Source organism: Luteibacter anthropi (assembly GCF_023699965.1).
Lineage (GTDB): Bacteria > Pseudomonadota > Gammaproteobacteria > Xanthomonadales > Rhodanobacteraceae > Luteibacter > Luteibacter anthropi.
In genome coordinates this window covers 1,183,129-1,198,699 of the sequence record NZ_CP077072.1, presented here as the reverse complement: position 1 = coordinate 1,198,699, position 15,571 = coordinate 1,183,129, and the positions used below count along the sequence as shown (strand labels likewise).

General features: G+C 65.9%; 11 protein-coding genes and 1 pseudogene. 1 reads left to right on the top strand and 11 read right to left on the bottom strand.

What is annotated here, in order from left to right:
- Window positions 1–12: 12 nt before the first annotated feature.
- From leuB to KR767_RS05505, 6 genes and pseudogenes are all read right to left on the bottom strand, one after another.
- Window positions 13–1,077 (bottom strand): 3-isopropylmalate dehydrogenase, encoded by a 1,065-nt coding sequence (gene leuB, locus KR767_RS05530; protein ID WP_250878396.1) that lies wholly within the window; start codon window positions 1,075–1,077, stop codon window positions 13–15.
- Complete coding sequence (gene leuD / locus KR767_RS05525; protein ID WP_250878395.1) at window positions 1,074–1,670, bottom strand: 3-isopropylmalate dehydratase small subunit; 597 nt, start codon at window positions 1,668–1,670, stop codon at window positions 1,074–1,076. The genes leuB and leuD overlap by 4 nt, the downstream gene beginning before the upstream one ends.
- The gene (gene leuC, locus KR767_RS05520) at window positions 1,667–3,082 is read right to left on the bottom strand and encodes a 3-isopropylmalate dehydratase large subunit (RefSeq protein ID WP_250878394.1); all 1,416 of its coding nucleotides are present in this window, start codon (window positions 3,080–3,082) and stop codon (window positions 1,667–1,669) included. The genes leuD and leuC overlap by 4 nt, the downstream gene beginning before the upstream one ends.
- Window positions 3,079–4,026: a branched-chain amino acid transaminase gene (locus KR767_RS05515; RefSeq protein ID WP_250878393.1), complete on the bottom strand. Its 948-nt coding sequence runs from the start codon at window positions 4,024–4,026 to the stop codon at window positions 3,079–3,081. Before KR767_RS05515 ends, leuC begins: the two co-directional genes overlap by 4 nt.
- A gap of 40 nt (window positions 4,027–4,066) precedes the next feature.
- Window positions 4,067–5,263: pseudogene (locus tag KR767_RS05510) on the bottom strand (2-isopropylmalate synthase); the annotation flags it as partial.
- Between the two features lie 117 nt (window positions 5,264–5,380).
- On the bottom strand, window positions 5,381–5,533 hold the full coding sequence (locus KR767_RS05505; protein WP_250878392.1) for a hypothetical protein: 153 nt from the start codon (window positions 5,531–5,533) through the stop codon (window positions 5,381–5,383).
- Window positions 5,534–5,798: 265 nt separating this feature from the next.
- Between KR767_RS05505 and KR767_RS05500 the strand changes: the two genes are divergently transcribed.
- Window positions 5,799–7,103 carry an OprD family outer membrane porin gene (locus KR767_RS05500; protein ID WP_250878391.1) on the top strand — a complete coding sequence of 435 codons (1,305 nt, stop codon included), beginning with the start codon at window positions 5,799–5,801 and terminating at the stop codon, window positions 7,101–7,103.
- Between the two features lie 9 nt (window positions 7,104–7,112).
- Here the strand turns inward: KR767_RS05500 and thrC are convergent, their stop codons facing one another.
- The 5 genes from thrC to KR767_RS05475 form a co-directional block, all read right to left on the bottom strand.
- Window positions 7,113–8,390 carry a threonine synthase gene (thrC, locus tag KR767_RS05495; protein ID WP_250878390.1) on the bottom strand — a complete coding sequence of 426 codons (1,278 nt, stop codon included), beginning with the start codon at window positions 8,388–8,390 and terminating at the stop codon, window positions 7,113–7,115.
- Between the two features lie 2 nt (window positions 8,391–8,392).
- Window positions 8,393–9,343: a homoserine kinase gene (locus KR767_RS05490; RefSeq protein WP_425602728.1), complete on the bottom strand. Its 951-nt coding sequence runs from the start codon at window positions 9,341–9,343 to the stop codon at window positions 8,393–8,395.
- Window positions 9,340–10,491, bottom strand: coding sequence for a homoserine dehydrogenase family protein (locus KR767_RS05485; RefSeq protein ID WP_425602727.1), 1,152 nt, complete (start codon window positions 10,489–10,491; stop codon window positions 9,340–9,342). The genes KR767_RS05490 and KR767_RS05485 overlap by 4 nt, the downstream gene beginning before the upstream one ends.
- A 935-nt stretch (window positions 10,492–11,426) precedes the next feature.
- Window positions 11,427–13,418 carry a bifunctional 2',3'-cyclic-nucleotide 2'-phosphodiesterase/3'-nucleotidase gene (locus tag KR767_RS05480; protein ID WP_250878389.1) on the bottom strand — a complete coding sequence of 664 codons (1,992 nt, stop codon included), beginning with the start codon at window positions 13,416–13,418 and terminating at the stop codon, window positions 11,427–11,429.
- 186 nt (window positions 13,419–13,604) lie between these two features.
- Complete coding sequence (locus KR767_RS05475; protein ID WP_250878388.1) at window positions 13,605–15,524, bottom strand: alkaline phosphatase family protein; 1,920 nt, start codon at window positions 15,522–15,524, stop codon at window positions 13,605–13,607.
- Between the last annotated feature and the right edge of the window lie 47 nt (window positions 15,525–15,571).

The window sequence follows — 15,571 nt, the reverse complement described above, 5'->3', positions numbered from 1 at the left end:
TCTTTCGGCTGTTCATGCGGCCTCCGCTTTGGCTTGGACGGCGTCCAGGACGGCAGCGGTCACGGCATGCGTATCGGCGGTGCCGCCCAGGTCGCGGGTGAGGTTGGCGTGCGAGAGCACTTCTTCGACGGCGGCTTCCACTACGTCGGCTTCCTCGGCGAGGCCGAGCGAGTCACGCAGCAGCATGGCGGCGGAGAGGATCGTGCCCAGCGGATTGGCGAGCGCCTGGCCGGCGATGTCCGGTGCGGAACCATGGATCGGTTCGTAGACGCCCGCGCCCGGTCCGCCCACGGAGGCTGACGGCGACAGGCCCAGCGAACCGGCCAGCACCGAGGCTTCATCGGTGAGGATGTCGCCGAACATGTTCTCGGTGACGATCACGTCGTAATCGGCCGGGCGCGTCAGCAGGTGCATTGCCATGGAATCCACCAGCTGGTGTTCCAGTTCCACGTCCGGGTAATCGGCGGCGATGCGCGTGGCCACCGAACGCCACAGGCGCGAGGTCTCCAGCACGTTGGCCTTGTCCACCGAGGTGACCTTCTGCTTGCGCGAGCGGGCCAGGTCGAAAGCGTGGCGCACTACGCGCTCCACTTCCGCCACGCTGTATCGGCATTCGTCGGTGGCGTCGTCTTCGCTGCGGGTCTTTGCACCGAAATAGATGCCTCCGGTCAGCTCGCGCACGAAGACAAGATCCACACCCTTCGTGCGTTCCGGTTTCAGCGGCGACAGCTCGGCGGTGCGCGGGTGCAGCTTCAGCGGGCGGATGTTCGCGAACACGCCCAGCAGCTTGCGCATCGCCAGCAGCCCCTGTTCCGGCCGCACCTTGGCCGCCGGGTCGGACCACTTCGGGCCGCCGACGGCGCCCAGCAGGATCGCGTCGCAGGCCAGCAGGGCCTCGCGCGTGGCCGGCGGCAGCGGATCGCCGAAACGGTCGATGGCATCACCGCCGATGGCGTGCTCGGTAAAGGTGAAGTCGTGGCCGAAGCGCTCGGCCACCTGGCGCAGCACGGCAACGCCGGCAGCGGCGACTTCGGGACCGATGCCGTCACCCGGCAGTACGACGATCTGGGCCTTCATGCAGCTTTCTCCACAAGGGTTTCATAGGCGGCGATGGCATCCTGCTGCTGGAGCAGGAAGCCCAGCTGGTCGACGCCGTTGAGCAGGCAGTGACGCGAGAACGCGTCCAGTTCGAAGCGGATGGTTCCGCCATCGGGCAGGCGGATCGTGCTTTCGGCCACGTCGATGCGCAGTTCCACACCGGGGTTGTCCAGCAGCCAGCGGTGTTCGGCCTCGCTCAGCACGATGGCGAGCAGGCCGTTCTTCAGCGAGTTGCCGCGGAAGATGTCGGCGATCTCGCTGGAGATCACGGCCTTGATGCCGTAGTCGAGCAGGGCCCAGGGCGCGTGCTCGCGCGACGAGCCGCAACCGAAGTTGTGGCCGGCCACCAGGATCGCGCAGCCACGCGCAGCGGGCTGGTTGAGCGGGAAGGCCGGGTCGTCGCTGCCGTCGGCGGCATAGCGCCAGTCCTCGAAGCAATGCTTGCCCAGGCCCGTGCGCTCGGTGGTGGTGAGGAAGCGCGCCGGGATGATCCGGTCGGTGTCGATGTTTTCATTGCGCAGCACGGCCGTGCGCGAATGCACGTAGGTGAGCGGCTGGCTGGTCTGGCTCATGCGGCGGCTTCCTGGGTCATGTACTCGCGCGGATCGGCGACGCGGCCGGCCACGGCGGAGGCGGCGGCCACGAGCGGGCTGGCGAGCACGGTGCGCGCACCCTTGCCCTGGCGTCCCTCGAAGTTGCGGTTGCTGGTGGCGACGACGAGCTGGCCCGGCTGGGCGAGGTCGCCGTTCATGGCGATGCACATGGAGCAGCCCGGCTCGCGCCATTCGGCACCGGCGGCGCGGAACACTTCGTGCAGGCCTTCGCGCTCGGCATCGCGGCGCACCTGTTCGGAGCCGGGCACGACCAGCATGCGTACGCCATCGGCCACGCGACGTCCGCGCAGGATGCTGGCGGCGGCCTGCAGGTCGGACAGGCGACCGTTCGTACAGCTGCCGACGAAGACCACGTCCACGGCTTCACCGGCCATCGGCTTGCCGGCGGTGACCTGCATGTAGTCCAGTGCACGCTGTTCCACCGCATCGGCCGCAGCAGGCACCGGCGCATGGATCGACACGACCATGCCCGGATGCGTGCCATAGGTGACCGACGGCTGGATCGACGATGCGTCGATGCGCACTTCGCGGTCGTAACGAGCACCTTCGTCGGTGGGCAGCTTGCGCCACGCGGCGACGGCGCGTTCCCAGGCTTCGCCCTTCGGCACGCGCTCACGGCCCTTCAGCCACGCGAACGTGGTTTCGTCCGGTGCGATGAGTCCGGCGCGTGCGCCGGCTTCGATCGACATGTTGCACACGGTCATGCGTTCTTCCATCGACAGGGCGCGCACGGCCTCGCCGGTGTACTCGATGACGTAGCCGGTGCCGCCGCCGATGCCTATCGTGCCGATGATGTGCAGGATCAGGTCCTTCGCGGTCACGCCCGGCTGCAAGGCGCCATCGACGTGGATCGCCAGCGACTTGGCCTTGCGCTGGAGCAGGCACTGCGTGGCGAGCACGTGGCCCACCTCGGTGGTGCCGATGCCGAAGGCCAATGCGCCGAACGCACCATGCGTGGCGGTGTGGCTGTCACCGCAGACGATGGTCATGCCCGGCTGCGTGGCGCCCACTTCGGGGCCTGCGACGTGCACGATGCCGCGTTGCGGGCTGTCCCAGCCCATGAGGTCGATGCCGAACTCGCGCACGTTGGCTTCGAGCTTCGCGACCTGGGCTTCGGCTTCCTTCGTGTAGTACGGACGCCTGCCATCCGCATCAGGCGGCAGCGTCGGCGTGGAATGATCCAGCGTCGCCAGCGTGCGGTCGGCACGACGCACCTTCAGGCCGCGCGAGCGCAGCTCGTCGAAAGCCTGCGGCGAGGTCACCTCGTGCACCATGTGCAGGTCGATGTAGAGCACGCCCGGCGTCGAGGCCGTTTCGGCCTTCACCTGGTGCGCGTCCCACAGTTTGTCGAACAGCGTGCGCGGCGTCATGCGGCCACCCTCCCTTCGACCTGTTCTTCGATGGGCGTGAGCCAGCCCCAGACGTCTTCGGTGCGGCCGTCGAACAGACCGAAGAAGTCAGCCTGCAACTGTCGCGTGATGGGACCCGGGCGACCGCTGCCCACCGGCTTGCGGTCCACCGAACGCACGGCGGTGATTTCGGCGGCCGTGCCGGTCATGAACACTTCGTCGGCGAAATACAGCATCTCGCGCGGCAGCGGCTGTTCCACCACTTCGTAGCCACGCAGACGCGCCAGGGTCAGCAACGAATCGCGGGTGATGCCACACAGGATCGCTGAGGCGGCCGGCGGCGTGTAGATGGTGCCCTTGCGCACAACGAACAGGTTTTCGCCCGCGCCTTCGCTGAGCAGCCCGTCGGTGCCCAGGGCGATGCCTTCGGCATAACCGCCGTTCGCCGCTTCACGCGCGATCAGCTGGCTGTTGAGGTAGTTGCCGCCGGCCTTTGCCCCGCTGGGATAGGTATTGGGCGCGGCACGGTTCCACGACGACACGCAGACATCCACGCCTTTCTCCAGCGCGTCGGCGCCATGGTAGGCGCCCCAGGGCAGGGCGATCACGGCCACATCCACGGCGGTCTCGGCAGGCGGCGCGATGCTTAAGGTGAAGCCGCTGCGCAGCACGATGGGGCGCACATAGGCGGACTTCAGCCCGTTGGCACGGATCACCTCACGGCAGGCGCGGTTGATCGTGGCCGCGTCGTACGGCATCGGCAGGTCATACACCCGCGCGGAATGGAACAGGCGCTCGGTGTGGTCATCAAGGCGGAAGTAGCGCGGGCCGTCAGGCGTGGCATACACGCGCACGCCTTCGAACACCGAGGATCCGTAATGCAGCGCGTGTGCGCCCATGTGGACGGTGGCTTCCGCCCAGGCCTTGATGCGGCCGTTGTGCCAGAGATGGGACGGGGCTTCCATGGATCCTCCTTCAGGACTGGACCGCGGTGGCGGTCTGGGTTTCGTCGTCGTAAGCCGCCATGAGCGCCACGAGATCGTCGTTGGTGACCGAGCGCTGGCGATCGGCCAGCACCTTGAAGCGATCGAACACGACGGCGAGCGTGTCGTCGTCGAGCTGGTAATCGAGTTCGGACAGGCGCTGGCGCAGTGCGTGCTTGCCGGAGTGCTTGCCCAGCACCAGCGAGGTCTTCGCGCCCACGTCCTGCGGCGTCATGATTTCGTAGGTGCCGCGGTGCTTCAGCATGCCGTGCTGGTGGATGCCCGATTCGTGCGCGAAGGCGTTGTCGCCCACGATGGCCTTGTTGCGCGGCACTTTCTGTCCCGTCACTTCGGCCAGCAGGCGCGAGGTGGGGAACAGGTGTCGGGTGACGATGCCGGTGTCCACGCGGAACAGCGGCCTGCGCGTATGCAGCGCCATCACGATTTCTTCCAGCGAAGCATTGCCGGCGCGTTCGCCGATGCCGTTGATGGTGCATTCCACCTGGCGTGCACCGGCCGCCACGGCGGCGAGGCTGTTCGCCACGGCCATGCCGAGGTCGTCGTGGCAGTGCGAGGAGAACGTCACCTTGTCCGCGCCGCGCACGTGGGCGCGCAGATAGGTGAACATGTCGAAGATTTCATTGGGGGTGACGTAGCCGACGGTGTCGGGTGCGTTGAGGGTGGTAGCGCCGGCTTCGACGGCAACCGAGAAGATCTCGGCGAGATACTCCGGCTCGGTGCGCATGGCGTCTTCGGCGGAGAATTCGACCTCATGTGCCAGGGCTTTCGCACGCTGGATCGCCGTTGCGGCGATGTCGATGACTTCTTGCTTGCTTTTCCCCAGCTTGTGTTCGCGATGCAGGGGAGAGGTGGAGAGGAAAACATGTATCCGTGAATGTCGGGCGCCTTCCAGGGCCCTGCCCGCACTATCTATGTCCGCCGCCTGACATCTTGCCAGTGCGGCGATCGTAGGCGTCTTCAACGTCCTCGCGATCTCCGCCACGGCGGCGAAATCGTCGGGTGAGGCCTGCGGAAACCCGGCCTCCAGGATGTCGACGCCCAGTTCTTCCAGGGCCTGTGCCATGCGCAGTTTTGCACGACGATCCATCGAGAAGCCGGGGGCCTGCTCGCCGTCGCGCAAGGTGGTGTCGAAGATGCGCACGCGTCCGCCTACGTCGCTGTCGACGGCGTCGGTGCTGCCCTGGTTTGCTGGATTCATGTCTGGCTCCGCTCGTGTGTGAGGCGGGCCGGGCAATAAAAAACCCCGCATCCGTTGTCGGGTGCGGGGTTCTTTGGGAGTCTTCAGGTCGTTTTCTGTTTACCTGGACACTTGCCCTTAGCCCGCACCTCCGCAGGTAATAAGTACAAGGCTAATAAGAAGGAGTCCGCCGCCGAGACGCAGCTTGCCCGTTACCGCCGTAAGGAGGTCGAGGGCGTTGCGGCGATGGCTGTTGCGCTGCGTCATGTTGTCGAACGTATGCGATGACATGCGAGCCTGTCAACACTTTCCAAAGAAACTTTTTTATTTCGTTTGGACGGCTAGACGCCCGGTCTCGTCACGGCGTGTGATCCATGTCTCATGTTCGTCATGAAAGACGTGCGGTCGTCATCCACTCCGAATCGGCAGCGGACACGCTGAAGATGAACGGGCCCAACGCCTCCGCAAGTTCTTCCCGTGCTACCTTCGGCGTCTTTTTTCTGTCATGGAGTCGGGGCGTGATGGCGACGGTGAATGCAACGCAAGGGGGCCGCTGATGCGTCGGCGTGCCTCTCTTGCCATGGCGCTGGCCTGCGCCACGGGCGGCGTCCAGGCCGAGGATTTCATCGGTGACGGCCGCTTCGACGGCGAATTGCGCCTGTATCGCTTCGACCGGGTCTTCGATTCGGGTAACGCCCACGACGAGCGGGCCTGGTCGCTGGCCGGCCTGTTCACGGTCAAGAGCGGCAGCGTCGGCGGATTCCGCCTCGCGGCCACCGGGTTCTCGGCGCAATCGCTGGGCACCCGCTCCGATCTACCCTCCCGGATCGATGCCTCGCTGATGGCCCTGGGGCCTTCGCTGAGCGGTTTCTCCCAGGCTTATGCCGAATACGCGGGGCACGGGGTCACCGTGCGCGCGGGTGACCAGTACCTGGACACCCCCTGGATGGGCCCCTCCGATTCCCGGGTGATCCCGGCCTCGTACCGGGCGCTCAACCTCTCGATGGAGGTCTCACCCGGCTGGACGCTCCAGGCGATCCGCACCATCCGCTGGAAGAGCCGCACCTCCGACGGCTTCCTGGCCGACAACGTCTATTACCCCTCGCGTTGGCGCGGCGACACCATGTACGGGCAGAACGGCACGCTGCCGGTCACGGCCCGGGCCACCAGCGGCACCACGGCCATCGGCAGCACCTATGCGGCCGGCCCGTGGAAATCCCGCACCTGGTACTACGACTTCCGCGGCTTCGGCCGGATGGGTTACGCGGATGCCTCCTATACCTTTCCCGCCATCGGCCGCCTCGTGCCCTATGTCGGCGCCCAGGTGCTGCGCCAGACCGGCAGCAGCGGCGACAACGTGCTGGTGGAGACGAAAACCCGCGTGAACGGCGTCGCGGGTGACCGGGTGGATGCCCGGGCCTGGGGTGTCGAGGCCGGGGCGAAGCTGGGCGCGGCGAGTTTCGGGCTGGCCTACAACCGGCTGGGCGGCCAGCAGGGCGCGGTGGGCGGCGGTGCAATCATCTCGCCCTACAGCAACGGCTACGCCACCGACCCGCTGTTCACCACCTCGATGCTTCGCGGCCTTGTGGAGCAGGGCCCGGGCCGGGCGTGGAAGGCCCGCGCCGGCTACGGTTTCTTCGACGGCGAGCTTCAGCTGGCCGCCGCCTATGCCCAGTACGACACCCGCTGGCGGGGCCGCAGCCACGATCTCTACTTCGACGTGATCTGGAAGCTCGACCGCTGGGTGAAGGGCCTCCAGATCCGCAATCGCTGGGAACGCACCGTCGGCGGCAGCAACGGCCTGAACCCCGCCAACCTGCCCTGGACCTACAACCGCCTGATGATCAGCTACCGCTTCTGATCGTCCGGCTCACCAGTGCCGCAGCCAGTCGGCGAAGATCCGACCGTCGGCGGCCATGGGCTCGGCGCTGGCACTGCGGGCCAGCATGATCGCCAGCGGGTCGGGCACCTCAACGCGCTTGCCCACCAGCGGCTCGACGATGGTGTCGAACTTGGCCGGGTGCGCGGTGGAAGCCATGGTCCAGGCGCGGGTATCACCACGCAGGCGCAGGCGCTCGAACACCCGGATCGCCGTGGCAGTATGCGGGCAGAACACCTCGCCATCGCTGGCCGCATGGCGGCGGATGGTGTCGCGGATCTCCGCATCGTCCACGCGCTCGGCGTGTCCGTGGCGACGGGCCTCGTCCTCGTTGCCGAACAGGTGGCGCAGGCGTTCGAAATTGCTGGGAGCGCCCACGTCCATCGCGTTGGCGATGGTCGGCACCGCATCACGCGCGCGATAGGGCTGTCCGGCGTAGAACTCCGGCAGCGTCTCGTTGGCGTTGCAGGCGAACACCACCTCGCCGATGGGCAGGCCGGTCTGCTTCGCCCACAGGCAGGCCACGGCGTTGCCGAGGTTGCCGGTGGGCACGATGGTGTTCATGGGCGAGGCCGCCTGCAGCGCCGCATGACCGAAATAGGCCATCTGCGGCAGCAGGCGTCCCAGGCTGATGCTGTTCGCCGAGGACATCGGCAGATCGACCTGGAGGGTCGCATCGCCGAGGGCACCTTTCGCCAGCCGCTGGCAGTCGTCGAAGCTGCCTTCCACGCGCAATGCGCGCACATTGCCGCCGAAACTGCCCAGCTGATGGGCCTGGCGCGGAGAGACACGGTTATCGGGATAGAGGATCGCCACGCGAACTCCCGGTACCTCGTGGAACGCGGCACCCACGGCTGCGCCGGTATCGCCCGAGGTGGCGACGAGGATCGTCAGCGGATGTTTTTCATCGCGGCGCAGGCGGGTCAGGCAAGCGGCGAGGAAGCGCGCGCCGAAGTCCTTGAACGCGGCGGTCGGGCCGTGGAACAGCTCAAGCAGATGGCCTCCGTCGATGCGTAGCTCGCGGCGCGGCGCAGGGGCAGCAAAGGCCTCGGCGCAGATCGCATCCAGTTCGGCGGCCAGTGGATCCCCCGCGAAGAACGGCGCGAGCATGCGCGAAGCGGTGGTGGCGAGGTAACTGTCACGGGGCAGGGCGCCCACCTTCGGCATGGCCTCGGGGACATAGAGCCCGCCATCGGGCGCGAGGCCCGCGGCGATGGCCTGCGACAGGGAGGCCGGTGCGGCCTGGCCGCGCGTACTGACGTAACGCATGCTCAGACCACCTTCGCCGCAGGGCCATCGATGGGCGCCACGATCACGTCGGCGGCATGGCCTTCGTCGGCGAAGGCCCCGCGCATGGCGCGCGATGCGGCTTCGGCCGAAGCGCGATCCTCGAACCAGCCGAACACACTGGGACCGGCGCCGGAGATGCTGGCGCCCATGGCGCCATGGTCGAGCGCGGCCTGTTTCACGCGGCCGAAGCCCGGAATCAGCGGTGCGCGGCGCGGTTCCACGAGTACATCGGACAACCCTTCGCGAACCAGCGCGGCCTCACCGCGATAGCAACCGGCCAGCACCATCGCGAGGTTGGCGCTCTGCGCCACGAACTCGCCCAGTGCGTAGTGCCCGGCGAGCGCAGCGCGGGCCTTGCGGGTTTCCAGCACCACATGCGGATGGACCAGCGCGCAATGCCATTCGGCCGGCACGGGCACGCGAACCAGGCGCTTGTCAGTGGAGAGCACCAGGCCGCCCAGCAGCATGGGACCTAAGTTGTCGCCGTGCCGGCTGCCGCTGGCCACCACTTCGCCGTCGAGGGCAAAGGGATACAGCGCCTCGCGGGACAGCGGTTCGTCGAGCAGTGCGTTGGCGGCTACCAGCGCGGCGACACACGATGCGGCCGAACCGCCCATGCCCGAGCCGAGCGCGATGCCCTTGTGCAGGGTGATTTCGAAACCGAAGGGCAGGTCGAGCGCGTTGCGCAGCGACAGTAGTGCCGCGCCGGCAGTGTTGTCCGGGGCGGTCAGGGGCAGGTCGGTGATCACGCCGTGGATGCCGGCAATGCGCACCTCACGTTCGGCGATGCGGCGCACTTCCGCGCGATCGCCCGCACCGGCCACGCAGTGACCCAGGATATCGAAGCCGATGCCGACGTTGCCGACACTGGCATAAGCCTCGGCCTGCGCAATATCCGTGCGGGCCTGGGGCGTGGAAACTTCGTTCATCATGCGCATCGTTTTACTCCCATGGCACCGGCCACGCGCAGCAGGTCGGTGAAGACCGCCGCCGCCGTGACCTCGGGGCCGGCACCCGGCCCCTGTACGACCAGCGCATTGTCGCAGTAACGACGGGTAGCGAAACGCACGACGTTGTCCGTGAGCCGTGCATGGGCGAAGGCATGATCCGCCCCCAGCACCTGCACGCCCACGCTGGCGCGGCCTTCGTGCAGGCGGGCCACATGGCGCAGCACGCCGCCGCTGGCGCGGGCTTCGGTCAGCAGGGCGGCCATGGGGGCGTCGAGCTCGTCCAGCCGGTCCATGAATTCCGCGCGGTCGCAGTCCGTGAGGGAGGCCGGGATCAGGCTGCGCACGTCAACGTCTTCCAGCGACAGCGGCAGGCCGGCCTCGCGGGACAGAATCACCAGCTTGCGGGCTACGTCCACGCCGGAAAGATCGTCGCGCGGGTCCGGTTCGGTATAGCCCATCTCGTGGGCCTGGCGGACCAGGGCGGAGAACGGCTGCGAGCCGTCGAAACGGTTGAACAGCCAGGCCAGCGTGCCGGAGAGCATGCCTTCCACGGAGAGCAGTTCGTCGCCCGTGTCGATCAGGTCGCGCAGCGTCTGCACCACTGGCAGGCCGGCGCCGACCGTGCCTTCATAGTGCAGGCGCGCGCCGCTGGCGTTGGAGGCCTGGGCGATACGATGCCAGCGGTCGAGGGGGCCGCTGGCGGCCCGCTTGTTCGGGGTCACCACATGGATGCCGGCACCGAGCCAGCCAGCGTAGTGTTCGGCTACCGCGTCGCTGGCGCTGCAATCGGCGAGGACCGCCACGTTGTCGCCGCGGCCGGCCACGTAGGCGGCGAACTCGTTGAGGGCGGTGGGGCGCCAGGTCTGGGCGCCGTGGATACGGCTGTTCAGAGCGTCGTCGTCGCAGTCCAGCCACATGTGGCGACTATCGCTGACGGCACGCAAGCGCAGTTGCAGGTTGCACTCGCGCAGCAGGCGGGGCGCCGCCAGGCGTAGCTGGGTAAGCAGCGCACTGCCTACCTTGCCAGGGCCGATCACGCCCAGGTCGACGACGAGGGGGCCTGCGGGCAGGCGCAAGGGCGCTGCACGCAGGGGCGAATGGGGTAAGACGTCAGCGATGGACACGAGCAAAGCCTCCAGTTTGAGGCCCTTCGTTCGCGTCAGGTTGGGAAGTTTGCCTTAGGTTCTCCGGCGCCCGTCCCGTCCTGCGGGAGGTCGGGCCGGCAGCGACAAGAACTTAAGCGCGCGCGGTCTCCGATCCTCCGACCATGATAATGGTCGTAGTGGTCGTAGTCGCGGTGGTGGTCATGGACGCAAGCGCGCGGGCCGTATGGACGGCCGTTCGGGACATCAGCGCTGGCGAGGTGGAATACATGTTGCCGACGGTATGCCCGTTTTGTGCGGTGTGTCAAGAGGGGTGTCGGCGTCACGATGCGACACCCCACCTACCCGTCGTTCCTGTGAAAACAGGAACCCAGTGCCCCGGTTCACCAGCACGGCGGAGGCGTCCCATCAGCTTTGGCGTAGGACACACCCTCGCGACAACCGATTGCCCAGCGCTGGGTTCCAGCTTTCGCTGGAACGACGGCTTCGGGTGAGGTTGTCGTCGCTTCCCTACCCAGCGGCTTCGGGCAGGGTTACCGAAACTTCCCCGCCCGGCGGCTTCGGGCGGGGTAACCGAAACCTCCCTACCCGTCGTTCCTGTGAAAACAGGAACCCAGTGCCCCGGTTCACCAGCACGGCGGAGGCGTCCCATCAGCTTTGGCGTAGGACACACCCTCGCGACAACCGATTGCCCAGCGCTGGGTTCCAGCTTTCGCTGGAACGACGGCTTCGGGTGAGGTTATCGTCGTTTCCCCACCCGGCGGCTTCGGGCGGGGTAACCGAAACCTCCCTACCCGTCGTTCCTGTGAAAACAGGAACCCAGTGCCCCGGTTCACCAGCACGGCGGAGGCGTCCCATCAGCTTTGGCGCTGGAGACACCCTCGCGACAACCGATTGCCCCGCGCCAGGTCCCAGCTTCCGCTGGAACGACGGTGAGGTCGTTCCAGCGGGATCGGGCATGCTTACTTCTTCGAAAGATCCACGGCATACACCGCCGTGCCATCGCCGTTATCACGCAGCTGATGAATCGGCAGGCCGAGCGACTTCGCCACGTCATCCTTGCCGGAGGCCGAAGTAAACGTCACCGCACCCTTCGTCTTCAACGGCGCGAAATGCCAGGAGCGACCATCGACATCCTTCGACGTGATCGTCTTGTGCTCCTGCACCCACTTGATCACCACTTCACGATTGCCATCCGGTGCGTTCAACACCACCGAATCGCCACCCATGCCCGGGAAGTCACCGCCCCCATTGGCACGGTAGTTGTTCGTCACCACGATGAACGGCTGGCCGTCCTTCACCGGCTTGCCCTTGTAACGCAGGTTCGCGATGCGCTGGCCTTCCGGCTTCGAGATGTCGATGGTGTAGGTGATGCCGCCCTGGATCTGATCAAAGTTGTACCCAGGCATCTTCCCGAGCAGATTCTGCTCGCCCTCTTTCGACGGATCGATCTGGTTGAAACGCGTAGCCGACTTCTCCAGCCACGCCTTCAGGCCAGCCGTATCCACCTTCACGGCAGCCAGCGTATTCGGATAGAAATACAGATCCGAAGCACTACGGATCGTCAGCGGACCCTTCGGTACATCGGTGAAATCATCCGGACCACCGAAACCGTTGCGGAACGCCGACGCCGCCGAAAGAACCGGCACATCCTTCAGGTCCGGGCGCGAACGCGAAAGCTCGTCACGCGCATACTCGATCTGCGCGGCATTCACCACGGCGATTGCCGTCATGTTTCCGGCATCGGCAAAGTAGCTCGACAGGTCGTGATCGGTGGCACCGATCGGCGTATTGACGTAAGCCACGGCGGCTTCGTGCGCTTCCTGCACCAGCGGTGCGATGGCCGGATCCGCCTCGACACACTGCCCCTTCTTCACGCAGATCGGACGCACCTGGCTATGGCTCAGGTCCTTCTGCACCACCCAGCGGCCATCGGAGCGCTTGAGCGTCATGTTGATGACGCCCAGATCCTTGCCGAAGAAGCCACCCATCACGGCAGGCACGCCACGTACGAGTCCGCGCTTGTCATCCACCTCTTTCATGGTGGCGAAACCGGGCCCCGGGAATTCGGTATGCGAGTGACCCAGCAACATGGCATCGATACCCGGCACGCCGGCAAGATACCAGCCGCCGTTCTCCATCTGCGGCGTATACGGCGCGGTGTTCAGGCCACCATGCAGGATCGCCACGATAAGGTCCGGGTGTTGCGCCTGCACTTCGGGCACGTACTTCTGTGCCGCTTCGACCACGCCATCCACCGTAACCTTGCCGGCGAGGTTGCGCTTGTCCCAGTCCATGATCGGCGGCGGCGTGAAGCCGATGATGCCGATCTTCAGTTCGGTGGGTACGGTCTGGCCCGATGCCGTCTTCACGTTCACCGTCTTGGTGACGATGGTCCAGGGCTTGAAGATGGGCTTGCCGTCGCGTGCGCTGTAGACGTTGGAAAGCACCAGCGGGAACTTCGGTCCGGCGCACTGGTGCGGCGTCACGCCATCGACGTTCATCGCGGTGTTCGTCACCTGCGCAAGGAAAGGCAGGCCGTAGTTGAATTCATGGTTGCCGGCGGTACCTCCGTCGTAGCCCAGGGCATCCATCGCCTTGTAGATGCCCAGTTCCGTATCGCAGCCCACCGGCTTCACCAGTGCCTGGTAGTCGGCCAGCACGCTGCCCTGAATCGTATCGCCGCTATCGAACAGCACCGTGTTCGGGAATTCCTTGCGAGCCTGGCGGATCAGCGTCGCGACGCGCTCGTAGCCGAAGCTCGGGTCTTCCTTCTGCTTGTAGTAGTCGTAGGAAAGGATGTTCGAGTGAACGTCGGTGGTTTCGAGGATGGCGAGGTCCAGCGTCGCGCCATCGGCCAGCGTGGCGGGCTTGCCGGTCTTCGCGGCGGGCGTGCCGGCACAGGCGGCGAGCAGGGCGGCCGAGAGCGTGGCCAGTGCGAGGGGCTTGAACATCGTAGGGTGTCCGGTTTCGTTGAATGCGCGCGGAAAACTACCAGAAAACCGCCTTTGTAGGAGCGCGCCCTGCGCGCGACCGGGGTAAACGATGGCGCATCATGATGGCATTCGCCCATATCGGTCGCGCGCAAGGCGCGCTCCTACAGTGTTGCTTGGCACCATCGGTCGCGCGCAGGCGCGCTCCTACAGGTGTTCGGCCTTGGCCTGGTCGAAGTAGGTGTAGGTCTTGCCGTTGTCTTCAAGCTGTCTGGTCTTCAGCACGAAGCGGTAGCTGCTGCGCCCCATCGACGAGCCATCCACGCGACGGACATCGAGCCCGGTGGCCGTATCGGTGACGATATCGGCCGGCTTCGCCGACAGGCCATCTGCATTACGGGTGGCCACCGCTTCACGCAGCACGCGACCGTCCGTCTTGCCGAGATCGAGCTTCAGCACCGAAGCCAGCGTGGGCGCGAGATCCACATTGCCGCTGGGCAGTTCGTTACGGAAGCCTTGTCGGAAATCCGGTCCGCTCGCGATCAGCAGGTTGTGCACATCCACCGGGCTGAAGCTGCCATGCATGCCGCGTTCGTTCGACATGCTGTTGTAGACCGTGCCCTTGAATCCCTGCACCACGGCATCGGCATTGAAATCATAGCTGGCAATGATGTCCGGCGAGCGGCTGTTTTCCAGATGCACCGACGACAGTGGCAACGTGCCCGGAATCTTTCCGTAGCGCGCATCGACGAAGATCGCCCCGAACATTTCGTGTGATTGCAGGAAACGCACGGCATCGACGATTTTCTTGCGATCATGCGACGGAAGGTAGAGATATTCACTGCCGCCATTGGGAGCGATCACGAAAGCCTGCGATGGCAGATCGACAGGTACCTTGTAGGAAGGTGTCGTATACGGCCCCGGCTTGCCGCAGACGCGACCGTCATCGTCGAAGCGGGTGGGATGCAGCTGCGTACCATCGGCACGAATGCCCGACATTACCGGTGCATACACGCAACCGAAGCCGTCAAACGCCGTGAAGCCTGCGCGGGTCATCTCATCCGCAAGACGAATGCCACCGGACACGGAGTAACCCCAGTCTGCATCGGGACGACCAACGCGTCCGTCACCGATCGTGCGCAAGGGGAACATGTCCAGCGGCCCGGATACATTGCTATGCGCATGATCCGACACGATGACCAGATCGGTATCGGCGTCCATGCCCAGTTCCTTCAGCTTCGCCTGGAGCTTGCCCAGCAGCACATCCTGCGCCTGGATGGCGAGGTGGAAATTGGGCGAGCCGACGCCATAGGCATGCTCGGTGGAATCCGGATTGCGCAGCCATACGAAGCTGACGTCGGGCTTTTCCACCGGCAGCACGTACGACAGGAATGCATTCATCAGGTATTCGTTCGATGCCGTGGGCGGTGCGCCCGCACCGTCCGACGCATCCGAGCTGGCGCCATCCTTCAACATCACCAGCGGCAGCTGTGCCGTCGGCACGCCGTTGTCGGGCTCAAGATGGAAGTGATCCGGGTCGTAAGCCTGTACGGTATTCGCAGGTAACGGCAGCCCCGCCTTCGCGAGTTTCTTCGCAAATGCCAATGGCAACGCCACGTTCTCGTCGAGAATCAGCCCGCCTTCGTGGATATCCTGGAGAAAGGCCGGCCCCGACTTGCCGATCACCGCCGTCTTCAGCCCAGCCTTGCGGGCGCGTTCGAGCAGGGTAGGGGCTTCGAGCAGGTCGTGGTGGTAGTGATCGTCCAGCGCTCGCAGCACCGCGTAGTCTTCGGTGAACACCGGCGCGGCGAAGTCACTGGCTGCCCCCTTGGCATCGAAACCCTTCGCCCCCGGCGCCCAGAAGCGGTTACCGAAGAAGCCGATCGTCCCCGGAAACGAGCCCGTGGCGAAGCTCGACGCGTTGATCATGGTGAAGGTGGGGTAGGTGGCATGGTTGTCGGCGAAGAAGCTGCCGCGCTTTGCCAGCGCTGCCAGGTTGGGGGTGTCCTCTTCGCTGATGGCGTCGGGGCGCATGCCGTCCCAGACGAACACGATCACCCGATGGGCGTGGGCTTCGGCGGCAAGCGTCGTGAGCAGCAGGGCGGCAAGGCGGGCAAGACGGCGCATGATCGAAGGATTCCCCGGTGTCAAAAGCCTGCCATGGTGCTGCCGCG